Genomic DNA, 24019 nt, shown 5'->3' with positions numbered 1-24019 from the left:
GCCTCCGCGAAGCGAGGACCCATGCTGTTTGACGATCTGCCCCGCAACCATGAAACCATCGTCAGCGTGCTGGTGCCGGTCGCCGTGCCTGCGCCCTATACCTACAAGGTGCCGGCGGAGATGAGCGTGCGGCCCGGTGCCATCGTGCGTGTGCCGCTGGGCCCGCGTGAGGTGGTGGGTGTTGTCTGGGATGTGGAGCCGGAAGCGGGCATCGATCCGCGCAAGCTGAAATCCATCACCCATGTCTATGACGCCCCGCCGCTGGGCGATGAACTGCGCCGCTTCATTGACTGGGTGGCGAACTGGACGCTGGCCGCGCCGGGCATGGTGACCCGCATGGTGCTGCGCTCTGAGGACGCGCTGGAGCCGGAGGCGCCCGTTTCCGGCGTGATCCGCGTCGAGGGCGCGGCGCCGGACCGGGCAACGCCTGCCCGCGCCAAGGTTCTGGCGCTGATGGAAGACGGCATGGCCTGGACGAAGCCGGGGCTTGCCGCGACGGCGGGTGTCAGCGCCTCGGTCATCGACGGGCTGTTGCAGCAGGGCGTCTTGGAAACCGTGGCGATGACCGCCAGTCCCCTGCCCCTGCCGCCGGATCCGGCCTTTGCCCCGCCGCAGTTGACGCCGGCCCAGAGTGCCGTGTCAGCGGCGCTGGTGGAGAGCTTCGACAAAGGCGGCGTGGTGTCGCTGATCGATGGCGTCACCGGCTCAGGCAAGACGGAGGTCTATTTCGAGGCCGTAGCGGAGGCCATCCGGCGCGGACGGCAGGCGGTGATTCTGGTGCCGGAAATCGGCCTGACGGAACAGTTCCTGCGCCGCTTCGAGCAGCGCTTCGGCGTGCCGCCGGCCGAGTGGCATTCGGAAATCACGCCGAAGAAGCGCGCCCGCGTCTGGCGCGGGGTGGCGAAGGGGGAAATCCCCGTGGTGGTGGGCGCGCGCTCGGCTCTGTTCCTGCCCTTTGCCAATCTGGGGCTGATTGTCGTCGACGAAGAGCACGACACCGCCTTCAAGCAGGATGACCGGGTGTCCTACAACGCCCGCGACATGGCCGTGGTGCGCGGGCATCTAGCGCGCTTTCCCGTGGTGCTGGCCTCTGCAACGCCATCGGTCGAGAGCCGGGTGAATGCGGATACGGGCCGTTACGTGCGCCATGTTCTGCCGGAGCGCGCCACGGGCGCTGCCCTGCCGGAGCTGGGGCTCATCGACATGCGCACCGAAGGGCCGGAGCGCGGCCGCTGGCTGGCACCTGCCATGATCGAGGCCATCCGCCAGACCTTTGCCGAAAAGCACCAGTCGCTCCTGTTCCTCAACCGGCGCGGCTATGCGCCGCTGACGCTCTGCCGTTCCTGCGGCCACCGGTTCCAGTGCAGCCATTGCAGCGCCTGGCTGGTGGAGCACCGGATGAAGGGCAAGCTGGTGTGCCACCACTGCGGCCATCAGGAACCCGTGCCCCGCGCCTGCCCCGCCTGCGGCACGCAGGATGCCCTGGTCGCCTGCGGCCCCGGCGTGGAAAGAATCGCCGAAGAGGTGGAAGGGCTTTTTCCGCAGGCCCGCACCCTCATCCTTTCGTCGGATATCAGCGGCGGCCCGGAGCGGCTGCGGCGGGAGATGAAGATCGTCGAGGAGGGCGGCGCCGACATCATCATCGGCACGCAGCTCGTCGCCAAGGGCCACAACTTTCCGCTGATGCGGCTTGTCGGCGTGGTCGACGCGGATCTCGGCCTTGCCCATGGCGACCCGCGCGCGGCCGAGCGCACCTTCCAGCTTCTGGCGCAGGTGACGGGCCGGGCAGGCCGCATGACCGGCGGCGGGCGCGGGTTGCTGCAAAGCTACTCGCCCGATCACCCGGTGCTCAAAGCGCTGGTTTCCTCCGACCGCGAGGCCTTTTATCAGGCCGAGATCGAGACCCGCCGCGTCACCGGCCTGCCGCCGTTCGGCCGGCTGGCCGCGCTGATCATCTCAGGCCCCGAAAAGGCCCAGGCGGAGGGCTTTGCCCGCGCCGTGCTGCGCGCCGCCCCGCCGCATCAGGGCATCACCGTGCTGGGCCCGGCCGAGGCGGCGATGGCGCTGGTGCGCGGCCGCCACCGCTTCCGCCTGCTCGCCATGGCGCCGCGTCAGGTGGACCTTCAGAGCTATCTGCGGCACTGGATGAGCCTTGTTCCACCCGCCCGCGGCGGGTTGCGGCTGCAGATCGATATCGACCCGCAGCAGTTTTTGTGACCGCTGTTGCGCGTTGCGGCAAGATTCCGCCCAAAATGCAGCATTTCTGCCCACTGGCAAAGTTGCACACCTCGGTGGGCTGTGTTATTCGAGGCGCGGCTTCTGGGGGGTGCGGTTCTGCCGTCAAACCTTATGACCCTGAAAAACCAATAATTTTCAAGGCATTGACTCGGGGTTTCCCCTTGCCGGTGCCAAGAAATGTGTCAGAGAGCTCGGACCTGGTGACTGACAACGTATCTCTCGTATCCGGCGTCGCGAAGCGCTATGCTTCTGCCCTGCTGGACCTTGCCGGGGACGGCGGCGTGACCGCAGACGTCGAGCGTGATCTCAATGCGTTTGAAGGCATGCTTGCCGAAAGCGCGGATCTCGTCCGTCTGGTGCGCAGCCCCGTATTCAGCGCCGATGAGCAGCTTGCGGCTCTGGACGCGCTGCTTGCCAAGGCCGGTATCACCGGTCTTGCCGCGAATTTCGTGAAGCTGGCTGCAAAGAACCGCCGCCTCTTCGTTCTTCCCGACATGATCAAGGCCTTCCGGGCGCTTCTCGCCGAGAAGCGTGGCGAGACGACTGCTGAAGTCGTTTCCGCTGCTCCCCTGTCGGATGCGCATGTCGCTGCCCTGAAGGAAGCGCTCTCTGCTTCCACGGGCAAGTCCGTCAAGATCGCCGCGAGCGTTGATCCTGCCCTCATTGGCGGCCTTGTCGTCAAGGTCGGCAGCCGCATGATCGACACGTCGCTGCGCACCAAGCTCAATACTCTCAAGTTCGCAATGAAAGAGGTCGGCTGATGGATATTCGGGCCGCGGAGATTTCCGCTATCCTCAAGGACCAGATCAAGGGTTTCGGCCAAGAAGCCGAAGTGTCCGAAGTCGGTCAAGTGCTTTCCGTCGGTGACGGTATTGCGCGCGTTTACGGTCTGGACAATGTCCAGGCCGGTGAAATGGTCGAGTTCCCTGGCGGTATCCGGGGCATGGCGCTCAACCTTGAAACCGACAACGTCGGTGTCGTGATTTTCGGTTCCGACCGCGACATCAAGGAAGGCGACACTGTCAAGCGTACCGGCGCCATCGTGGAAGTCCCGGTCGGCAAGGGCCTGCTCGGCCGCGTTGTCGATCCGCTGGGCAACCCGCTGGATGGCAAGGGCCCGATCGAAGCTGCCGAAATGCGCCGCGTCGACGTCAAGGCTCCCGGCATTCTGCCGCGCAAGTCCGTGCACGAGCCCATGTCCACCGGTCTCAAGGCGATTGACGCCCTGATCCCGATCGGCCGCGGCCAGCGCGAGCTCGTCATCGGTGACCGCCAGACCGGCAAGACCGCGATCCTGCTCGACACCTTCCTCAACCAGAAGCCGCTTCACGAAGGCTCGGACGAGAGCAACAAGCTGTACTGCATCTACGTCGCAGTCGGCCAGAAGCGCTCCACCGTCGCCCAGTTCGTGAAGACTCTGGAAGACAGCGGTGCCCTCGCCTACTCCATCGTCGTCGCCGCGACCGCTTCGGATGCAGCCCCGCTGCAGTTCCTGGCTCCGTTCGCTGGCTGCGCCATGGGCGAATACTTCCGCGACAACGGCATGCATGCCGTGATCGGTTACGACGACCTGTCCAAGCAGGCCGTGGCTTACCGCCAGATGTCCCTGCTGCTCCGCCGCCCGCCCGGGCGCGAAGCTTTCCCGGGCGACGTGTTCTACCTGCACTCCCGTCTGCTGGAGCGTGCGGCCAAGCTGAACGAGGACAACGGCCTCGGTTCGCTCACCGCTCTGCCGGTCATCGAGACCCAGGCAAACGACGTGTCGGCCTACATTCCGACCAACGTGATCTCGATCACCGACGGTCAGATCTTCCTTGAAACCGACCTGTTCTACCAGGGCGTCCGCCCGGCCGTGAACGTGGGTCTGTCGGTGTCGCGCGTCGGCTCCTCGGCCCAGATCAAGGCGATGAAGCAGGTGGCAGGCCCGATCAAGGGCGAGCTGGCGCAGTACCGCGAAATGGCGGCCTTTGCCCAGTTCGGCTCCGACCTCGACGCCACCACCCAGCGCCTGCTGAACCGTGGTGCCCGTCTGGTCGAGCTGCTGAAGCAGCCGCAGTTCTCGCCGCTGAAGACGCAGGAGCAGGTTGCGGTCATCTACGCCGGCGTGAACGGCTACCTGGACAAGATCCCGGTGGACCGCGTTCGCGAGTTCGAGGCTGGCCTGCTGCTCTCCCTGCGTGGTGAGCATGCGGACCTCCTCGACGCCATCTGGCAGAAGAAGGCCCTCGACGATGAGCTGACCGCGCGCCTTCGTGCCGCGATCGAAGCTTTCGCCAAGAGCTTCTCGTAAACCAGAAACGCTGTCGGGATAAGGAGCAGGGGCGGCCATGCCGAGCCTGAAGGACCTAAGAAACCGTATCGCCTCGGTCAAGGCGACGCAGAAGATCACCAAGGCCATGAAAATGGTGGCCGCGGCGAAGCTGCGTCGCGCCCAGGACGCTGCGGAGGCGGCCCGGCCCTATGCGGAACGCATGGAGCAGGTGCTGGCCAACATTGCCGCTGCCTTTGAAGGCCGCGATGATGCGCCGAAGCTGATGACCGGAACGGGGCGCGATCAGGTACATCTCCTGATCGTCGCCACCGCCGAACGCGGCCTGTGCGGCGGCTTCAACTCCTCGATCGCCAAGCTGGCGCGCGAGCGGGCCCGGAGCCTCATTGCACAGGGCAAGGAGGTGAAAATCCTCTGCGTCGGCAAGAAGGGCTTCGATGCCATCAAGCGCGAGCTTGGCAAGTACGTCATCCGCACCATCGAGCTGCGCGGCGTGAAGTCCGTTGGCTATGCCAACGCGACTGACATCTCGGACGTCGTCTTCAAGATGTTCGAGGCCGGCGAGTTCGACGTCTGCACCCTGTTCTTTGCCGAATTCAAGTCGGTGATCAGCCAGGTGCCGACGGCGCAGCAGCTCATTCCGGCCAAGCTGCCGGAGACGGCCAAGGCTGCCGATGGCGCGTCGCTGGTGTACGAGTACGAGCCCGACGAGGCCGCTATTCTGACCGACCTTCTGCCCCGCAACGTGTCGGTGCAGATCTTCCGTGCGCTCCTTGAGAACGCCGCCTCCGAGCAGGGCGCCCGCATGTCCGCCATGGACAATGCGACCCGCAACGCAGGCGACATGATCAAGAGACTGACACTGCGCTACAACCGCCAGCGTCAGGCTCAGATCACCAAGGAACTGATTGAAATCATCTCGGGCGCCGAAGCGCTCTGACCGGATCGAGGATTGAGGGATGGCTGACAACAAAGTCGGACAGATCACCCAGGTCATCGGCGCCGTGGTCGACGTCAAGTTCGACGGCCACCTGCCGCAGATTCTGAACAGCCTGGAAGCGGACAACCAGGGCACCCGTCTGGTGCTCGAAGTTGCCCAGCATCTCGGCGAAAACACCGTTCGCACCATTGCGATGGACTCCACCGAAGGCCTCGTGCGCGGCCAGAAGGTCACCGACACCGGTGCCCCGATTGCCGTGCCGGTTGGCGCCGGTACCCTGGGCCGCATCATGAACGTGATCGGCGAGCCGGTTGACGAAGCCGGCCCGATCCCGCATGACGCCAAGCGTGCCATCCACCAGGAAGCTCCGAGCTTCGTCGAGCAGTCGACCGAAGCCCAGATCCTGGTCACCGGCATCAAGGTGGTGGACCTGCTGGCTCCTTATGCCAAGGGCGGCAAGATCGGCCTGTTCGGCGGCGCCGGCGTCGGCAAGACCGTTCTGATCATGGAACTCATCAACAACGTCGCAAAGGCGCACGGCGGTTACTCCGTGTTCGCCGGCGTGGGTGAGCGTACCCGTGAAGGCAACGACCTTTACTGGGAAATGATCGAATCGGGCGTGAACAAGAAGGGCGGCGGCGAAGGCTCCAAGGCTGCACTTGTTTATGGCCAGATGAACGAGCCCCCCGGGGCACGTGCCCGCGTTGCTCTGACGGGTCTCACCGTCGCCGAGCATTTCCGTGACCAGGGCCAGGACGTGCTGTTCTTCGTGGACAACATCTTCCGCTTCACCCAGGCCGGTTCCGAAGTGTCCGCTCTGCTCGGCCGTATCCCGTCGGCCGTGGGTTACCAGCCGACGCTGGCGACCGACATGGGCACCATGCAGGAACGCATCACCACCACCACCAAGGGCTCGATCACCTCGGTGCAGGCCGTTTACGTGCCCGCCGACGATCTGACCGACCCGGCGCCGGCTTCGACCTTCGCCCACCTCGACGCAACGACGGTTCTCAACCGATCGATCGCCGAAAAGGGCATCTACCCGGCCGTGGACCCGCTGGACTCGACCTCGCGCATGCTGGATGCCCGCATCATCGGCGATGAGCACTACAATGTGGCTCGCCAGGTGCAGCAGACTCTGCAGCGTTACAAGGCCCTGCAGGACATCATCGCGATCCTGGGCATGGACGAGCTGTCTGAAGAAGACAAGCTGACCGTGGCCCGCGCCCGCAAGATCGAGCGCTTCCTGTCCCAGCCGTTCTTCGTGGCCGAAGTCTTCACCGGTTCGCCGGGCAAGCTCGTCGCCCTCGAAGACACGATCAAGGGCTTCAAGGGCCTGGTCGAAGGCGAGTACGATCACCTGCCGGAAGCTGCCTTCTACATGGTCGGCAACATGCAGGAAGCGATCGAGAAGGCCCAGCGCCTGGCAGCTGAAGCTGCCTGATGCAATCTGCCGCTGCCGGGCTTCCCGGCAGCGGCCTGTAATACCAGCCCGTGCGGCGTTTGAGCCTGTTCAAGGCATGATGCGTTAGCATCGTAAGACTTGGTATAATTGGCGGGCGCCCGCGTGGCGCCGCTTCTTGCAGGGCGGCTTTGCCGCCCGCATTGCGACGAACAAAGGACACGCCAGATGGCACAGCCATTTCAGTTTGAGCTTGTCTCCCCTGAGCGCCTTCTCCTGTCGGACAAGGTTCTCGAGGTCACCGTTCCCGGCAGCGAAGGCGAGTTTGGTGTCCTGAAGGATCACAGCCCGTTCATGGCCACCATGCGTCCGGGCCTGCTGAAGGTCCGCACCGGCGAAGGCAAGCTGGTCGAGTACTTCGTGCGCGGCGGCTTTGCCGACGTGTCCACCAGCGGTCTCACCGTTCTGGCCGAACAGGCCATTCCGGTGACTGAGCTGAAGGCCGACGTCATCGCCCAGCAGGTGCAGGACGCCCGTGAGGACGTTGCCGACGCCCGCGACGACGAAGCGCGCACCAAGGCCGAAGCAACGCTGGCCCAGCTGATCGAAATCCAGACGGCGCTCAAGGCAGCCTGAGGATAACGGCCGGTCTCGCTCAGAGCGGACATTTTTCGAAACGCGGTTCTCCGGAGCCGCGTTTTTTGTTTGCCGCAGGACAATCCTTCTCCCTCCTCCACGTTGGCCTGAACAAGAAAAAACCCGGCTCAACGGGGAGCCGGGTTGAAAGAGGACAGCCGGGAGGAGGAAAGCTGCCCTGTCTTGAGTGTGCCCGTATCAGGCCGCGATGCGCTTGAAGGCCGGAGCAGACGCGCTCCTGGAGCGGCGGCGCTCTTCCGGCGGCATGTAGACCAGTGCGCGGTGGTCCGTGCAGTAGGACGTGCCGGACTCGACGCGCACATTGCACGGGAACGTGTAGTTGCCGCTGTCACCTTCGGCCCACTTGCAGCGGCCAGGACGCGGGAGGCTCAGAGCATTATCCATCTTCTTTTCCTTCTTGCCGGTCTCTGTTGCAAGAAAACGCAAAAGACCGGCCGCTCCTCCGGAACTTGCCGGGCGGCCAGACGTCGCATTCTCGTGCTGGAATTTCATGGCGGAGCCAGACAGGACCGAAGTTCACGTCCGCAACCGCAAATCAAGTGAAGGTTACATAATGCCCTTGCCTGATTTGCGCAAGAGCTTAGCCGTCATGGAAGACCTGCAGGCAAAGCATGGCTGAAACTGCAGTTAACCTTCTGTCAATACTCCGCCCTCCGCAGCCAGAGACTCGCGCGTGTCGAGATCAAGCCGCGCGGCACGGCCCAGTTCAACTTCAGTACAGACATCATCATGCGCGCCTACGAGATGCCGGGCGCCCGTATCACCTTGAAGCTGCATGAGATCTTCGCGGAAGCGCGTGTCGATGAGCACCGGATTGCCGCGCTTGCCCTCTGCCGTCGCCAGCACGATCAGATGCCCCTCGCTGCGGTCATGGGCGGCGATCAGCGCATCAATCATGGCGCCGGTGATGCGCGGCATGTCGCCCAGCAGAATCACGACGCCATCGAGATTGTCCGGCAAGGCCCGCAGCCCGAGACGGATGGAACTGGCCATGCCTTCTTCAAAACCGGGGTTGATGACCGCGCGTACACGGCTGCCATCTGCTTCTCCACTCACCCGCTCCGCCATGTGGCCGGTGACGAGGATGACCTTTTCGAGCTGACTGGCCGCGGCCGCGTCAATGACATGACGTACGACGCTCTTGCCCTCCAGCTGCGCCAGAAGCTTGTTGCCGCCCGCCATGCGGCTGGAACTGCCCGCCGCCAGAATGATGCCGCCATAGCGCCCGCTTGCACTGGCGGCTGAAAACTTGCCCGCCCCCTGTTGCCGGGGCTGCGGGCGGCTGGCAATCTCCATCAGAAGGCCGCCGACGCCAAGCCCGGTCACCACCTCCGGCGTCACGGCTAGCCCCGCCAGCAGCCGGTTCAGCACCCAGTCGAAGCCGTTTTCCGCCGGACTGCGGGCACAGCCCGGCGCGCCGATGACCGGCATGCCGTCCAATTCGCCCAGCAGCATCAGATTGCCCGGATCCACCGGCATGCCGAAGTGGATCACCCGGCCACCGGCCTGTTCGATGGCTGCGGGCAGAATATCGCGCCGGTCGGCAATGGCGGAAGCGCCGAAGAGCACGAAGAAATCCGCCCCCTGGCGCCTCAGGGCGGCAAGCGCCTCTGCCACCGCGTCCCTGTCATGGGTCACCCGGTGCTCGGCGATGACCTCGCTGCCGGAGACTTCCAACCGCCGCTCCAGCACCTTGCGGGTCTTGTCCATGGTCACGGGCTTCAGCTGCGGCAGCAGGGTTGCCACCAGCCCCACCCGGCGGGCGCGGTAGGGCGCGACACGGATGGCCCCTGCCCCGGCCAATTCCGCCGCAGCCAGATGGTGTTCGGCCACCGCATAGGGGATGATCTTCGCCGTCGCCACCATCCGGCCCGCATTCACGGCGGCAAATTCCGGCAGGGTGGCGAAGGTCAGCGCCGGATCAATGCGGTTCATGGCATCGACCTTCTGCCGGTCGATCACCAGCACGCCATTCACCTCCGCATGAAGATTGACGCGGCCGGTCTGCACCCCGTCCCGGATCAAGCCGCTGCCCGCTGCGGCCTTTGCCAGCCTCTGCGCCGCCGTGTTTTCATCCACGTCGCCCGGCTCCAGCCGCGCCACCGTCACAACCGTCAGCCCCGCTGCGGCCAGCGCCTCGATGTCGGCTGCGGTGAGGCGGTGCCCCTTCTTCAGCAGCCCTTCTGCCGTGCGCGTCGCATGGACCAGCAGCGCGCCTTCGGCTTGCGCCAGAGGGACTGAACCAAATTGCATCAGCGCCCCCCGCCCGGCTTGCGCAGCGCGGCAATCACCTCACCCAGCACCGCGACGGCGATTTCGGCAGGTGAGGCTGCCCCTATATCAAGGCCGATGGGCGCGCGGATGCGGGCAAGATCCGCCTCTGCCACACCCGCCGCCGCCAGCCGCTGCAGGCGGGAGGCATGTGTCTTGCGGCTGCCCAGCGCGCCCACATAAAAGCACCCCGCCCGCAGCGCGCTTTCCAATGCAAAGTCATCGATCTTCGGGTCATGGGTGACGGCGGCCAGCGCCGTATAGGCATCCAGCGGGCGCTCGCGCAGTGCATCCTGCGGCCATTCGGCCATCAGCACCTCCGCCGGGAACCGCTCGGGACTGGCAAAGGCGGTGCGCGGATCAATCACCGTCACGTCAAACCCGGCAATCTGCGCCATCGGCAGCAGCGCCTGCGAGATATGAACCGCGCCGATGATCACGAGGCGCGGTGATGGGACGGAAACGGTGAGGAAGGCCTGCGTTCCATCCTCCGCGCTCACCAGCCCGGACGCCCCGGATAGGAACCGCTTTTCCAGCTCTGCGGCGAGAGGGTCCGCAGCCGCGACCGCCCCCTTTTTCACCAGCCGCTGGGCGCCGCTGGCAAGCTCCGTCACCAGAATGGCGGCACGGCGGGCCGAACGCTCCTCGTTGAGAGCGGCAAGAAGATCAAGCTGCATGGGTGACCGGCTCCACATAGACGCGGATGCGCCCGCCACAGGACAGGCCGACCCGCCAGGCAGTTTCATCGGCGACGCCGAATTCCAGCATCGAGGCCTTGCCGGAGGCAATCACGTCCGCCGCCTCGGCGACGACCGCGCCTTCGACACAGCCGCCGGAGACGGAGCCCTCGAAATTGCCCTGTGCATCAATGACGAGATGGGAGCCAACCGGCCGGGGCGCAGAACCCCAGGTCTCCACCACCGTCGCAACCGCCACCTTGCGGCCCGCCTTCACCCAGGCTTCTGCCACTGCCAGTTCATCCGCCATGGCACTCTCCCTCATGGTCTTTCCCGCAAGGATATAGGGAGGATGCAGGCGCTGGAAAGAAAAACCCGTTCAACCGGGCTGCTGCCAAAATACTGGCCGGAAAAGGAACAGCGCCCCGGAGGGCCGGGGCGCTGCAGCGGAACCAGGCATGATGGGTGCGCATGCCGGGGCCCGTTTGGAAAGCTGTAAAACGCGAGACAGCCGCAGCGAGGCTGCGGCTGTCTCTCATGTCATTCCCGTACGGGAAAGCGGATCACTCAGCCGCGTTGCGCGAAGCCGGAGCTGCAGCCAGAACAGAGCTGTCCACCGCGTCTTCGAACTTGGCGAAGTTGTCGATGAACATCTGCACCAGCTTCTTGGCCTGCGCGTCATAGGCGGCCTTGTCGGCCCAGGTTTCGCGCGGGTTCAGGATGGCGCTGTCGACGCCCGGCACGGCTTCCGGAACGGCGAAGCCGAAGTTCGGGTCCATGCGGAAGGCCGCGGTCTTCAGCGAGCCATCCAGCGCGGCGCGCAGCAGCGTGCGGGTTGCCTTGATCGGCATGCGGCTGCCGGTGCCATAGGCCCCGCCCGTCCAGCCAGTGTTCACCAGCCAGCAATCGACGCCCTGCTCTGCGATGAGATCACGCAGCAGGTTGCCATATTCGCTCGGGTGGCGCGGGATGAAGGGTGCACCGAAGCAGGTCGAGAACGTTGCCTGCGGCTCGGTCACGCCCTTTTCCGTGCCAGCCACCTTGGCGGTGTAGCCGGAAAGGAAGTGATACATGGCCTGCGCCGGGGTCAGACGGGCGATCGGGGGCATCACGCCGAAAGCATCGGCGGTCAGCATGATGATCGTCTTCGGCTGCGGTGCAACGCCGGTGGCGCTGGCGTTGGAGATGAAGTGGATCGGATAGGCCGCACGGGTGTTCTCGGTCTTCGAGCCATTGTCGAAGTCCGGCACGCGGGCGTCATCCAGCACCACGTTTTCCAGCACGGTGCCGAAGCGCTGCGTCGTGGAGAAGATCTCCGGCTCGGCTTCCTTCGACAGCTTGATGGTCTTGGCGTAGCAACCGCCTTCGAAGTTGAAGACGCCGGTCTTGCCCCAGCCGTGCTCGTCGTCACCGATGAGAGTGCGCTCCGGATCAGCGGAGAGCGTGGTCTTGCCGGTGCCCGACAGGCCGAAGAAGACAGCAGTGTCGCCGTCCTTGCCGACGTTGGCCGAGCAATGCATCGGCATGACGCCCTGCGGCGGCAGCAGGTAGTTGAGGAAGGTGAAGACGGACTTCTTCATCTCGCCGGCATAGGACGTGCCGCCGATGAGCACGATCATGCGCGACAGGTCGCAGGCAATGACCGTTTCGGAACGGCAGCCGTGACGGGCCGGATCGGCCTTGAAGTCCGGCAGATCGATGATGGTCATCTTCGGCACGAAGGTGGCCAGCTCTTCCGCCTTCGGGCGGATCAGCAGGTTGCGGATAAACAGCGAGTGCCACGCAAACTGGGTATAGACACGCACGGGAAGACGATAGGCTGCCTCGGCGCCACCGTAGAGATCCTGCGCGAACAGATCCTTACCCTTGGCATGATCGAGGAAGTCGCCCAGCAGAACGTCGAACTGCTCCGGCGTCATCTTTGCGTTGTTGTCCCACCAGACCTGATCTTCGGTCGAAGCATCACAGACAACGAACTTGTCCTTCGGCGAACGGCCCGTGTGGGTGCCGGTGTCAGCCACCAGAGCCCCGCCGGCCGACAGCCGCGCCTCACCTCGCTGCAGCGCGTATTCGTAAAGAGACGGTTCGTTCTGGTTCCAATAAATCGCACCGAGCCCCGTCAGGCCGATTGTTTCAAGGCCGCAGGCCGGGTTCCGGACACCTGTCTCTTTCATGATCGCGCAGTCCCTTAATCTGTCTACACGCGCCGGAGGGCCGGGGGATCGCACCTGATCTGCTGCCCCTCAAGTCCCGGCGCAGGCGGACCCTAGTTGATCTGCTGCTGCGCAACAAGAGAACAGAAAGGATGATTTGACCATTTAATCGATTAAAAAACAAAGACTTGGCAGAACGATTTATTTTGGACCGTGAATTTAAGCAAAACTGTGACGCAGAACACTTTGTCTTTCGCAGATCACACCCACATGACAGACGGGCGCCGAGGTTCCCGCCGTACAAAAAACGGCGGCTAATGGAACCGGCAGAAGATTAAAGAGTTGGTATGCAATTGCCTTTGCCTTATTTTATGCGCAATTGCGGGGCCAAAGGCTGAAGGTGAGTTACGACATTGACGGATCAAAGGACGAAGACCCGCATCATGCCGACTATTGCACTCGTCGACGATGACCGTAACATCCTGACTTCGGTTTCCATTGCGCTGGAATCGGAAGGATACAGGGTTCAGACCTATACGGATGGCGCTTCCGCCCTGGATGGTCTTCTCAGCGACACACCCAATCTTGCGATCTTCGACATCAAGATGCCGCGGATGGACGGGATGGAACTGCTGCGCCGCCTGCGCCAGACCTCGGACCTGCCGGTGATCTTCCTCACCTCCAAGGATGACGAGATCGACGAACTGTTCGGCCTGAAGATGGGCGCGGACGATTTCATCCGCAAACCCTTCTCCCAGCGCCTGCTGGTGGAGCGCGTGCGCGCCGTGCTGCGCCGGGTGCAGCCGCGCGATGCCTCCGCCCCGCGCGAGGATGGCGACAAGCTGCTGGAACGCGGCCAGCTTCTGATGGATCAGGAGCGCCACACCTGCACCTGGAACGGCAAGCCGGTGACGTTGACCGTGACCGAGTTCCTCATCCTCTCGGCGCTGGCCCAGCGCCCGGGCGTGGTGAAGAGCCGCAATGCACTGATGGACGCGGCCTATGATGATCAGGTCTATGTGGACGACCGGACCATCGACAGCCACATCAAGCGCCTGCGCAAGAAGTTCAAGATGGTGGACGACGACTTCGACATGATCGAGACCCTTTATGGCGTCGGCTACCGGTTCCGGGAGACCTGAGGGTTCCTGACGCCAGATGGCAACTGACACCGGGGAAGACATGCGCCTTCACGCGAAGGAGCAAGACGGCAACGCCCGCGCAGAGGACAGCGCGGGCGAACGCACGTCTCCGGCTGCCCTGCGCCATCTTGGCAACCCACGCCTGCGCCGAAGGTTCCTGAACCGGGCCGGGGCACTGCTCGGCACCTATGTTTTCTCCTCGCTGACCCGGCGCATCGTGGTGCTGAACCTCGCCGGGCTCATTGCGCTGGTCTCCGGCATTCTCTACCTCAACCAGTTCCGCGCCGGGCTGATCGACGCGCGCGTGCAGAGCCTTCTGACGCAGGGAGAAATCATCGCCGGCGCCATCGCCGCTTCGGCCACGGTGGACACAGGCGCCATTACGGTTGACCCGGAACGCCTGCTGCAGATGCAGGCGGGCGAAACTCTGATGCCGAGCACGACAACGGTGGAATCCCTCGATTTCCCGGTCAATCCCGAGCGTGTCGGGCCGGTGCTGCGGCGGCTGATTTCGCCGACCAAGACCCGCGCCCGGATCTATGACACACAAGGCATGCTGATCCTTGATTCGCGCCAGCTTTACAGCCAGGTGATGCGCTACGACCTGTCCCCGCCCACGGTGCAGGAGGACGGCTTCTTTGACCGGATCTGGCAATCGGTGAAGATCTGGCTGCGGCGCGGTGATCTGCCGGTCTATCAGGAAGCCGGTGCCGGTGACGGGCTGATCTATCCTGAGGTGGAAGCCGCCGTTTCCGGCTCTCCCGCCAGCATCGTGCGCCTGTCGCCGCGCGGCGAGCTGATCGTCTCCGTGGCCGTGCCGATCCAGCGGTTCCGGCAGGTGGTGGGCGCACTTCTGCTCTCCACGCAAGGGGGAGACATTGACGCGATCGTCAGTGCCGAGCGGATCGCGATCATCCGCGTGTTCATGGTGGCCGCAGGCGTCATGCTCGTCATGTCGATCCTGACGGCCGGCACCATTGCCGGCCCCGTTCGCCGCCTTGCTGCGGCGGCAGAGCGGGTGCGGCGCGGCGGCAAATCGCGTCAGGAGATCCCGGAGTTCTCGGACCGGCAGGACGAAATCGGCCATCTTGCCCGCTCCTTCCGCGACATGACCAATGCGCTCTACAACCGTATGGACGCCATCGAGCGCTTTGCCGCAGATGTGGCACATGAGTTGAAGAACCCGCTGACATCCCTGCGCAGCGCCGTGGAAACCCTGCCGCTGGCGAAATCGGACAATTCGCGCGCCCGCCTGCTGGAGGTGATCCAGCATGACGTGCGCCGGCTCGACCGCCTGATCACCGACATTTCCGACGCCTCGCGGCTGGATGCGGAACTGGCGCGCGGCAGTGCGGAAGCGCTGGATGCCAGCCGCCTGTTGCGCAATGTCGCCGACATGGCCAACCAGCGTGCCGCCGAAGATGCACCGCGCGTGATCCTGACCATCGCAGACGTGAAGAATGCCGATGTGAAGGGCAGCACCCGTCAGGACCGGCATGCCGACAAGGCCGCCGAAAAGGCGGAGGAGAAAGGCTATCTGATCCTCGGCCATGACAGCCGTCTGGCGCAGGTGATCAACAATCTGATCGACAATGCCCGCTCCTTCTCGCCCCCCGGCGGCACCGTGCGCATCGGCGCCAGCCGCACAGGCAACACGGTTGTCATCACCGTCGATGATGACGGCCCCGGCATCCGGGCCGAGAAGATCGAGCGCATCTTCGAGCGCTTTTATACCGACCGGCCCGATGGCGAGGCCTTCGGCAACAACTCCGGCCTTGGCCTCTCCATCTCGCGCCAGATCATCGAGGCGCACCGGGGCACGATCACGGCAGAAAACCGCACGGAGACCGATCCGGAAACCGGTGAGAAGATCATTCTGGGTGCGCGCTTCATCATCACCCTGCCCGCAGGCGGCAGCGCATGAGTGGCCAGGCAGCTCATGGCGGCCTGCTGGTGCATGGCTGCGCGGTCATCCTCGGCACCACGGGTGTACTGATCCGCGGCGCCTCGGGCTCCGGCAAGTCGCGGCTGGCGGCAGAACTGGTGGAGCGGGCTGGCCGCAACGGCCATTTTGCCGCCCATGTGGCCGATGACCAGTGCCTGCTGGACGCGGCAGCGGCAGGCCTGAGGGCGCGGGCGCCGCAGGCCATCTCCGGGCTGGCGGAGCTGCGCGGGCGCGGCATCGTGCCGGTTCTCCATGAGCCTGCGGCCCTGATCAGCCTTGTGGCCGATCTTGAGCCGGCAGCAAAACTCGAGCGCATGCCGGAGGCAGATGCCCTTTCCACGGTGCTGCTGGACCGGCTGATTGCCCGCCAGCCGGTGCCCTCCGGCGATGCGGCAGGCGCAGTGGCCTTGATCCGGGAGGCCCTGCGCGCGATTTATCCGGGAAAGCGGCCGCCTGTTTAGGCCGTGTTAATGAGAAAACTGCTTGCTTTGGGCGCCACGCTTGCCGACATTGCGGCAACAGCGTTCAGATCCGGCGCAAGCCCCGGGAAACCGGACAGACCGGACCCACGACGAAAGACACAGGTCGGCAAGGCATGATTGGACTGGTACTCGTGACCCATGGCCGCTTGGCGGAAGAGTTCAAGGCGGCACTTGAGCACGTGGTTGGCCCGCAGACGCAGGTCGCAACGATTGCGATCGGTCCGGAGGACAACATGGAGCAGCGCCGTCAGGATATCCTCGGCGCTGTCGAGGAGGTGAACACCGGCGCAGGTGTCGTGCTCCTGACCGACATGTTCGGCGGCACGCCCTCGAACCTCGCCATCTCCGTGATGGACGGCAAGACCATCGAGGTGATTGCCGGGGTGAACCTGCCGATGCTGATCAAGCTGGCGAGCGTGCGCGCCGACCGGGGCCTTGCCGATGCGGTGGAGGAAGCCCGCAAGGCCGGCCAGAAATACATCTCCGTCGCCAGCCAGGTTCTGTCCGGCAACGGCTGACGCCAGCGCCCCGAAGAAAGACACTGACCACGATGGATGCCGCGCCAAACATGACACGCCTCGAACGCAGCCTGCTGATCGTCAACCAGCGCGGCCTCCACGCCCGCGCCTCCGCCAAGCTGGTGAAGCTGGTGGATACGTTCAACGCGGATGTGCGCGTGTCAAAGGACGGGCAGACCGTCGGCGGCACTTCGATCATGGGCCTGATGATGCTGGCCGCAGCGCCCGGCTGCTGCATCCACGTGGAAGTGACCGGCCCCGAAGCCGAAGCCGCCCTGACCGCCATCGCCGCGCTTGTGGCGGACAGGTTCGGCGAGGAAGATTGAGAGGCAGGGAGTGTTGCGGGTGCGCGTCGCGGACAATGGCAACATATGCCTATTGAAATGAACACCCGCAAGTCATCAACCTTGAGGATCTTTTCGGTCTAACAGCTGCGTCTCGCCTAGAGCTGTTGCATGGCCAAAACTGTGTTCTCCGACGCGCTTGTTTTCCACCCTGGCCCCTTAACGAGGAAGCTGCGGCAGCTTCTTCTCGATCCGCATACAGCCTTACGCAAAGTTTACTGGACGCCGCATGCAATAGAAATAAGTTCTCATTATTACTATCAACTATTTATATCGTTCAATAGATATTGAAGCACCACTCAAACTCTTAGAGGCCAGCTTTAAAAATGAAATCCATGAATCGTTAAGATTTCGGCTTTTAATATTTAACTCATTTATCTTATTCATAACATAGTCATATTTATCTTGTGAAACCCAACTTCCGTTGTCAGGTCGCCACGTCATCCAGCCATTACTACCCTTATTATAAATACTCATTAGTTCATTTAAAAAATCTTCGCTATCTCGACAAAATTTTTCATACTTCGCTTGTACATCTCGATTATTAAACGGAAAAATATCATCCTCATAATAATCTAGAAGCTTACTCAATCCCTCATAATCATCATTTTGCATTGTAGTTTCAATTGCATTATTTCGAAGAATGTAATATTGTTTTTTATCTATAATTCCGATAAGTGAATTTATTTTTTCAACATCCTCATTCATCTTTCGGTTTTCAATTTTCAACACTGAGGAGAGATCTTCAAGTTCAAAACTAACCCATGCTATAAATGCGGCTACAAATGTAAGCAACGCACCCGGAGACACTTTAGAGAGATCAATAGGCCATTGAACCCAAACAAGAGACCCCATAAGAGCAATGATCGCGGCTATCTTTGCTAGATTTTTCGCGTAATGAGGAAGACTTTTCAATCTGCGACTCCTTTTAATTCAAAAGCAAAATATTCCGATTCGTAGGATTGGTCAAAGACTAGACTCGCCTCCCCCAAAGCACTCGCCGTAAATTTTCTTAAGAGATCATCCTTGCGCTGCCCCCCCCAACACTCCCTTAACCCCATTCCCGCATTTCCGCCCGGATATAAAGAAATCTTTATATCCGCATTGATAGGGCTGAAAGGCCGCTATATAAGGAGCGGAATGGGATTCCGGGGCTGTTGCCGTGAGGCGGGCAGGCCTGGCCGGGTGCAGTGCACCTTCGTGCCGCCAGCGGGCGGCTGCTGAAACAGATCAGAACAGGATCAGGTCATGACCGACTATATCGTCAAGGACATCAAGCTCGCCGATTGGGGCCGGACGGAAATCGAGATCGCCGAAACCGAAATGCCGGGACTGATGGCCAGCCGCGCCGAATTCGCCGCCTCTCAGCCGCTGAAGGGCGCCCGCATCGCCGGTTCCCTGCACATGACCATCCAGACGGCCGTGCTCATCGAGACACTGGTGGCCCTTGGCGCCGAAGTCCGCTGGGCTTCCTGCAACATCTATTCCACCCAGGATCAGGCAGCTGCCGCCATCGCCGCTGCGGGCATTCCGGTCTTCGCCATCAAGGGCGAAACGCTGGAAGAATACTGGGACTATGCCGACCGGATCTTCGACTTCCCGGAAGGCGCCAACATGATCCTCGACGATGGCGGCGATGCCACGCTCTACATCCTGCTCGGCGCCCGCGTCGAAGCCGGTGAGACCGGCCTCATCGAAGATCCGAAGTCCGAAGAGGAAGAATACCTCTTTGCCCAGATCAAGAAGCGCATGGCCAAGAACCCGGGCTGGTTCACCAAGCAGCGCGATCTGATCCAGGGCGTCACCGAAGAGACCACCACGGGCGTGCTGCGCCTTTACGAGATGCAGAAGAAGGGCCAGCTGCCCTTCCCGGCCATCAACGTGAACGACAGCGTCACCAAGTCCAAGTTCGACAACCGCTATGGCTGCCGTGAATCGCTGGTGGACGGCATCCGCCGCGGCACCGACGTGATGATGTCGGGCAAGGTCGCCGTGGTTTGCGGCTATGGCGATGTGGGCAAGGGCTCGGCCCAGTCGCTGGCAGGTGCGGGCGCACGCGTCATCGTCACCGAAATCGACCCGATCTGCGCCCTGCAGGCCGCCATGGACGGCTTCGACGTGAAGACGCTGGATCAGGTGGCCGGCACGGCTGATATCTTCGTCACCGCCACCGGCAACAAGGACATCATCACCCTCGACCACATGCGGGCGATGAAGGACATGGCGATCGTCTGCAACATCGGTCACTTCGACAACGAGATCCAGGTTGCCGCGCTGAAGAACCTGCAGTGGCGCCCGGTCAAGGATCAGGTCGACATGGTCGTCTTCCCGGACGGCAAGCGCATGATCCTTCTGTCGCAGGGCCGCCTCGTTAACCTTGGCAATGCCACCGGCCATCCGAGCTTCGTGATGTCCGCCAGCTTCACCAACCAGGTGCTGGCGCAGATCGAACTCTTCACCCGCGGTGAGCAGTACAAGAACGAGGTCTACGTGCTGCCGAAGCACCTGGACGAGAAGGTGGCCCGCCTGCACCTCGCCAAGCTGGGCGTCTCGTTAACCGAACTGACGGACGACCAGGCCCAATATCTGGGGATTAACAAGACCGGTCCGTTCAAGTCGGAACACTACAAGTACTGATTTCAAGCATACGGCACACCACATATTGTGCCATATGGAATCTGACTTGCGTAGAAGCACAAATGCAGGCCCCGTCCACCCGGACGGGGCCTGTTAACTTTTCATCAACAGACTCTTTAGCGCGATTCCCGAACAAGGTATGGTCAAGACGAATCAGGGGATTGAGGCAGCTCCCTGACGACTCCGGCCTCCGGCCGGACTGAATGGCGGCAAAAGAGGTAGGCAGATGCCGGTAGACGGCGGTTCACGCTTGCGCAAGGGCGCAGGGCGGCGGAGACGGATTCTGAAAACGCTCTCCCTCTCGGGCGTGAGCGCCCTTGCCCTCGCAGCAAGCATGGGCAGCAGTCTGGCACAGGCGGCAAGCACCTCCACCGCACAGTTCGGCGCCGACCAGATGGTCTGGCTGGCCGCCCTTGGCGGGGCCTGCGCCTTTGCCGTCACAGCCTCCTTCGCCTTCCTGCGCAACCGCCGCACCAGCGCTGCCCGCATCGGTGCCCTTTCACGCGAGAACCGCGATCTCAAGCTTTTCGTCGACCGGCTGGAATCCATGCTCAACACCGAAGAGCAGCGGATCATCGCCTGGACCGGACTTGGCGAGCGCCCGGGTCTGACGCCGCATGTCTGGGGCAATCTGCCGGACAGCTGCGGCGCACCGCGCAGCGCCGCCCAGCTTCTGAGCTTCGGCAGCTGGCTGGATGCAAAATCGGCCGAACTGCTGGAAGATCACCTCGCCCGCCTGCGCAGCATTGGCGAGGCTTTCTGCATCACGCTGGAAACCCGCCACCGCACCTATATAGAGGCCGTGGGCCGCACGGCGGGTGCCGCCTCCGTGCTGCGTCTGCGCGACCTGACCGGCGACCGCCAGTCGCAGGCGGAGCTTGCCGCCCGCAACGCGCGTCTCTCCGGTGAGCTTTACATGCTGCATGCCCTGCTGGAGGCCATGCCCGCCCCGGCCTGGCAGACGGATGCGGAAGGCAAGGTCAACTGGGCCAACCGCGCCTATGCCCGCGCCGTCGATTGCGCCTCACCCGAGGCGGCCGTCAGCGGCGCTGTCGAATTCCTGGATGCCCCGGCGCGCGAGGCCATGAGCCGCGAGCGCAACGATGACGGCTGCTTCCGCTCGCGCATGCCGATTGTGGCGGCTGGTGAACGCCGCGTCTTTGAAGTGACGGATGTGCGCTCCAACGTCGGCAGCGCCGGCATTGCCATCGACATTTCCGAGCTGGACCGCACCAAGAAGGAACTGAAGCGCACCGAGGAATTCCACGGGCGCACGCTGGACCAGCTGGCGACAGCAGTGGCCATCTATGGTGCCGACCGCAAGCTGCAGTTCTACAATGCCGCCTTCCGCGCCCTGTGGGATCTCGACACCGGTTTCCTCGACGGCCAGCCGGAAGACGGCATCGTGCTCGACACGCTGCGCGCCGGGCGCAAGCTGCCCGAGCAGGCCGATTACCGCGTCTGGCGCACCAAGATGCTGGAAAGCTACCAGTCGCTGGAAGCGCGCGAAAGCTGGTGGCACCTGCCGGACGGGCGCACGCTGCGCGTCATCGCCAACCCGCATCCGCAGGGCGGCGTGACCTATATCTACGAGAACGTGACCGAGCGGCTGGACCTTGAAAGCCGCTACAACGCCCTGATCCGCGTTCAGGGCGAAACGCTGGACAATCTGTCCGAAGCCGTCGCGGTGTTCGGCTCCGACGGGCGCCTGCGCCTGTGGAACCCGGCCTTCAGCGAAATCTGGGCAATGCCGGAAGACCAGCTTTCGGTCATGCCGCATGTCAATGACATCGTGAACACCTGCGCTGCCAACACCGGCGAGATGGAAGCCTGGCGCCTGCTGGCAGGGTCCATCACCGGGCTGATGGACAGCCGTACGCATCTGGCCGGCCGCATGGAGCGGCGCGATGGCTCGGTGCTGGATTACGCCACCGTGCCCCTGCCGGATGGCGGCACACTGGTGACCTTCGTTAACGTTACCGACAGCGTCAACATGGAGCGCGCCCTCGTTGAAAAGAACGAGGCGCTGCAGCAGGCGGACGATCTGAAGAACGCCTTCATCCAGCACGTTTCCTACGAATTGCGCTCGCCGCTGACCAACATCATCGGCTTTGCCCAGCTTCTGTCCGATCCGAAATTCGGCGAACTGTCCGACAAGCAGGGCGAATACGCAGAATACATCCTGTCCTCGTCCTCGGCGCTGCTGGCCATCATCAACGACATTCTCGACCTGGCCACCATTGATGCGGGCATCATGGAGCTGGACCTCAGCGAAGTGGATGTGGCGCAGACCGTGTCCGCCGCCGTCGAGGGCCTGAAAGACCGGCTGGTCGAATCGCAGATCGTGCTGCGCACCCATGTGCCGGATGACATCGGCACCATGCTGGCGGATGAGCGCCGGCTGCGCCAGGTGCTGTTCAACCTGATTGCCAACGCCGTGCGCTATTCCGAGGAAGGCGGCATCATCGATGTGACCTGCACCCGGCAGGGCGCCAGCGTCGTCTTCACCGTCAAGGACCGTGGCTGCGGTATTCCGCAGGAGATGATCGAGGCCGTGTTCAACCGCTTTGTCGGCCACGATTCGGGCGCAAGACGCCGGGGCGCGGGCCTCGGCCTGTCCATCGTCAAGAGCTTCGTGGAACTGCACGGCGGGCATGTGGAGATCCAGTCGCGGGAGGGGAACGGCACGACCGTGACCTGCACGTTTCCCGCCAAGCCCGAAGTGACCGGCCGGGTTGCTGCCGAGTAAGCCCGGCATGAGCCCCGCGCACCCGCTCTCCCCCACGCTCAGCCTCACCATCGCCGATGAAACCGCCATGGTGCGGCTGGCCGAAGACGTGGCCGCCATCCTTGGCCCCGGCGATGTGATTGCGCTCAACGGTGATCTGGGCGCGGGCAAGTCCACCTTCAGCCGCGCCCTGCTGCGCGCCTTTGCAGGTGATCCCGCGCTGGAAGTGCCGAGCCCCACCTTCACCCTCGTCCAGACCTATGATCTGGACCGGCTGACCATCTCCCATCTCGATCTTTACCGGCTGGAAGAGCCGGAGGAACTGGAGGAACTGGGGCTGGAGGATCTGACGGCCACAGGCGCGGCGCTGATCGAATGGCCGGAAAAGGCCGGCCGTTTCCTTCCCGCCAGCCGGCTGATCCTGTCCATCGCCCATTCCGGCGAGAATGACGCCCGTGCGGTGACTTTCTCATTTGCCAGCCCTGCCGCAGAAAGCCGCTGGGTGCAGCGGCTGGCGCGGACGCAGCGCATCCGGGCGCTGGCGGAGACGGCAGGCTTCACAGGCGCAGAGCGGCGCTATCTGACCGGCGATGCGTCGGCTCGGGCCTATGAGGTGATCCGCACGCCGCAAAAATCCGCCGTGCTGATGAATTCCCCTGCCGCCTATGACCAGGCAAAGCCCGGCGAAATACCCAGCTACAGCGAGACCGTGCACCGCGCCCGCACCGTCGATGCCTTCATCGCACTGACGGGTGAATTGCGGCGGCGCGGTTACAGCGCGCCGGAGCTTTATGCCATCGACCGGGATGCGGGCCTGCTGCTGCAGGAGAACCTTGGCGGCGAAGGCATCATCACGCCGGACAGGCAGCCCATCGCGGAGCGCTACGCCGCCGCCGCGCAGCTGCTGGCGGACATGCACTCGGACACGGACTGGCCGCAGGATCTGCCCGTGACCGGCATGGACGGTACGGTGCTGGCCCGCCACATCATCCCGGCCTATTCGGAAAATGCCCTGCTGACGGAGGCCCATCTCTTTCTCGAATGGTATGTGCCCTGGCGTGCCGGAGCGGATCCCGCCACCCTGCCTGCAGCGCCGGATACGCAGGAGCGGGCGGAATACCGCGCCCTGTGGCAGACGGCCTTTGCCCGGATCAGGGACGCGCAGACCGGCTGGGTGATGCGGGACTATCACTCCCCCAACATCCTGTGGCTGGACGGGCGCGAGGGGCACGCGAAGCTGGGTCTCATCGACTATCAGGATTGCGTCCTTGGCCCCGTTGCCTATGACCTTGCCTCCCTGCTGCTCGATGCAAGGGTGGATATCCCGCGCGCGCTGGAAGACGGGTTGCTGACCGGTTATCTCGCCCGCCGCAAGGCGCAGGATGCGGGCTTTGACGAAGAGCTGTTCCGTGCTGCCTATGCCGTCATGGGCGCGCAGCGCATCGCCAAGATCCTCGGGGCCTTCGTGCGGCTGAAATATGCCTATGGCAAGCCGCAGTACATGGCCCACATGCCACGCATGACGGACTATCTCGACCGCACCCTCGCCCATCCGGCGCTGGCGGAACTGGCCAGCTGGTTCCGGGCACGGACTGGCTAGGCCACACCGCCCATGA

General features: G+C 63.4%; 20 protein-coding genes. 14 read left to right on the top strand and 6 right to left on the bottom strand.

Annotated features, from left to right (window positions below):
- The first annotated feature begins 21 nt into the window (after nucleotides 1-21).
- The 6 genes from ACVNHC_RS16180 (at nucleotide 22) to ACVNHC_RS16155 (ending at nucleotide 7485) form a co-directional block, all read left to right on the top strand.
- Nucleotides 22-2217, top strand: a complete 2196-nt coding sequence (locus ACVNHC_RS16180) for a primosomal protein N' (protein WP_457168030.1) — start codon at nucleotides 22-24, stop codon at nucleotides 2215-2217.
- Nucleotides 2218-2438: 221 nt separating this feature from the next.
- A complete protein-coding gene (locus ACVNHC_RS16175) occupies nucleotides 2439-2999 on the top strand; it encodes a F0F1 ATP synthase subunit delta (RefSeq protein WP_050473643.1) in 561 nt (186 codons plus the stop codon).
- Nucleotides 2999-4528, top strand: a complete 1530-nt coding sequence (atpA, locus tag ACVNHC_RS16170; RefSeq protein ID WP_058898323.1) for a F0F1 ATP synthase subunit alpha — start codon at nucleotides 2999-3001, stop codon at nucleotides 4526-4528. The genes ACVNHC_RS16175 and atpA overlap by 1 nt, the downstream gene beginning before the upstream one ends.
- Before the next feature lie 37 nt (nucleotides 4529-4565).
- Nucleotides 4566-5447 carry a F0F1 ATP synthase subunit gamma gene (locus tag ACVNHC_RS16165; RefSeq protein WP_058898322.1) on the top strand — a complete coding sequence of 294 codons (882 nt, stop codon included), beginning with the start codon at nucleotides 4566-4568 and terminating at the stop codon, nucleotides 5445-5447.
- 19 nt (nucleotides 5448-5466) lie between these two features.
- Complete coding sequence (gene atpD, locus ACVNHC_RS16160) at nucleotides 5467-6891, top strand: F0F1 ATP synthase subunit beta (RefSeq protein ID WP_050473350.1); 1425 nt, start codon at nucleotides 5467-5469, stop codon at nucleotides 6889-6891.
- Between the two features lie 186 nt (nucleotides 6892-7077).
- Nucleotides 7078-7485: a F0F1 ATP synthase subunit epsilon gene (locus ACVNHC_RS16155; RefSeq protein ID WP_050473351.1), complete on the top strand. Its 408-nt coding sequence runs from the start codon at nucleotides 7078-7080 to the stop codon at nucleotides 7483-7485.
- A gap of 198 nt (nucleotides 7486-7683) precedes the next feature.
- Here ACVNHC_RS16155 and ACVNHC_RS16150 read toward each other — a convergent pair whose 3' ends face one another.
- From ACVNHC_RS16150 to ACVNHC_RS16130, 5 genes are all read right to left on the bottom strand, one after another.
- Nucleotides 7684-7890: a hypothetical protein gene (locus tag ACVNHC_RS16150; protein WP_050473644.1), complete on the bottom strand. Its 207-nt coding sequence runs from the start codon at nucleotides 7888-7890 to the stop codon at nucleotides 7684-7686.
- Nucleotides 7891-8133: 243 nt separating this feature from the next.
- Complete coding sequence (locus ACVNHC_RS16145) at nucleotides 8134-9759, bottom strand: NTP transferase domain-containing protein (RefSeq protein ID WP_457168026.1); 1626 nt, start codon at nucleotides 9757-9759, stop codon at nucleotides 8134-8136.
- Nucleotides 9759-10454 carry an XdhC family protein gene (locus ACVNHC_RS16140; RefSeq protein WP_457168024.1) on the bottom strand — a complete coding sequence of 232 codons (696 nt, stop codon included), beginning with the start codon at nucleotides 10452-10454 and terminating at the stop codon, nucleotides 9759-9761. The genes ACVNHC_RS16145 and ACVNHC_RS16140 overlap by 1 nt, the downstream gene beginning before the upstream one ends.
- The gene (locus ACVNHC_RS16135; RefSeq protein ID WP_019963676.1) at nucleotides 10444-10764 is read right to left on the bottom strand and encodes an XdhC family protein; all 321 of its coding nucleotides are present in this window, start codon (nucleotides 10762-10764) and stop codon (nucleotides 10444-10446) included. Before ACVNHC_RS16135 ends, ACVNHC_RS16140 begins: the two co-directional genes overlap by 11 nt.
- 253 nt (nucleotides 10765-11017) lie before the next feature.
- Nucleotides 11018-12628 carry a phosphoenolpyruvate carboxykinase gene (locus ACVNHC_RS16130; protein WP_122519082.1) on the bottom strand — a complete coding sequence of 537 codons (1611 nt, stop codon included), beginning with the start codon at nucleotides 12626-12628 and terminating at the stop codon, nucleotides 11018-11020.
- Between the two features lie 422 nt (nucleotides 12629-13050).
- Here ACVNHC_RS16130 and ACVNHC_RS16125 point away from each other — a divergent pair, with 422 nt between their 5' ends.
- The 5 genes from ACVNHC_RS16125 (at nucleotide 13051) to ACVNHC_RS16105 (ending at nucleotide 17020) form a co-directional block, all read left to right on the top strand.
- A complete protein-coding gene (locus ACVNHC_RS16125) occupies nucleotides 13051-13749 on the top strand; it encodes a response regulator transcription factor (protein ID WP_026355512.1) in 699 nt (232 codons plus the stop codon).
- A gap of 16 nt (nucleotides 13750-13765) precedes the next feature.
- The gene (locus tag ACVNHC_RS16120; RefSeq protein ID WP_457168021.1) at nucleotides 13766-15673 is read left to right on the top strand and encodes a stimulus-sensing domain-containing protein; all 1908 of its coding nucleotides are present in this window, start codon (nucleotides 13766-13768) and stop codon (nucleotides 15671-15673) included.
- Nucleotides 15670-16155: an HPr kinase/phosphorylase gene (locus ACVNHC_RS16115; protein WP_457168019.1), complete on the top strand. Its 486-nt coding sequence runs from the start codon at nucleotides 15670-15672 to the stop codon at nucleotides 16153-16155. Before ACVNHC_RS16120 ends, ACVNHC_RS16115 begins: the two co-directional genes overlap by 4 nt.
- Before the next feature lie 134 nt (nucleotides 16156-16289).
- The gene (locus ACVNHC_RS16110; RefSeq protein WP_019963681.1) at nucleotides 16290-16694 is read left to right on the top strand and encodes a PTS sugar transporter subunit IIA; all 405 of its coding nucleotides are present in this window, start codon (nucleotides 16290-16292) and stop codon (nucleotides 16692-16694) included.
- 32 nt (nucleotides 16695-16726) lie between these two features.
- Complete coding sequence (locus ACVNHC_RS16105; protein ID WP_058898317.1) at nucleotides 16727-17020, top strand: HPr family phosphocarrier protein; 294 nt, start codon at nucleotides 16727-16729, stop codon at nucleotides 17018-17020.
- Nucleotides 17021-17302: 282 nt separating this feature from the next.
- Here the strand turns inward: ACVNHC_RS16105 and ACVNHC_RS16100 are convergent, their stop codons facing one another.
- Complete coding sequence (locus ACVNHC_RS16100; RefSeq protein ID WP_457168014.1) at nucleotides 17303-17953, bottom strand: hypothetical protein; 651 nt, start codon at nucleotides 17951-17953, stop codon at nucleotides 17303-17305.
- Between the two features lie 333 nt (nucleotides 17954-18286).
- On the opposite strand from ACVNHC_RS16100, the gene ahcY reads away from it, so the two are divergent.
- From ahcY to tsaE, 3 genes are all read left to right on the top strand, one after another.
- Nucleotides 18287-19675 (top strand): adenosylhomocysteinase, encoded by a 1389-nt coding sequence (ahcY, locus tag ACVNHC_RS16095; RefSeq protein ID WP_457168012.1) that lies wholly within the window; start codon nucleotides 18287-18289, stop codon nucleotides 19673-19675.
- A 334-nt stretch (nucleotides 19676-20009) separates the two neighbouring features.
- On the top strand, nucleotides 20010-22424 hold the full coding sequence (locus tag ACVNHC_RS16090; RefSeq protein ID WP_457168011.1) for an ATP-binding protein: 2415 nt from the start codon (nucleotides 20010-20012) through the stop codon (nucleotides 22422-22424).
- Between the two features lie 7 nt (nucleotides 22425-22431).
- The gene (gene tsaE / locus ACVNHC_RS16085; protein WP_058898315.1) at nucleotides 22432-24003 is read left to right on the top strand and encodes a tRNA (adenosine(37)-N6)-threonylcarbamoyltransferase complex ATPase subunit type 1 TsaE; all 1572 of its coding nucleotides are present in this window, start codon (nucleotides 22432-22434) and stop codon (nucleotides 24001-24003) included.
- Nucleotides 24004-24019: the final 16 nt, after the last annotated feature.

The organism is Pannonibacter sp. Q-1 (genome assembly GCF_054073275.1).
Note: the sequence above shows the minus strand (reverse complement) of the source record. Positions and strands in the feature narration are given on the sequence as shown.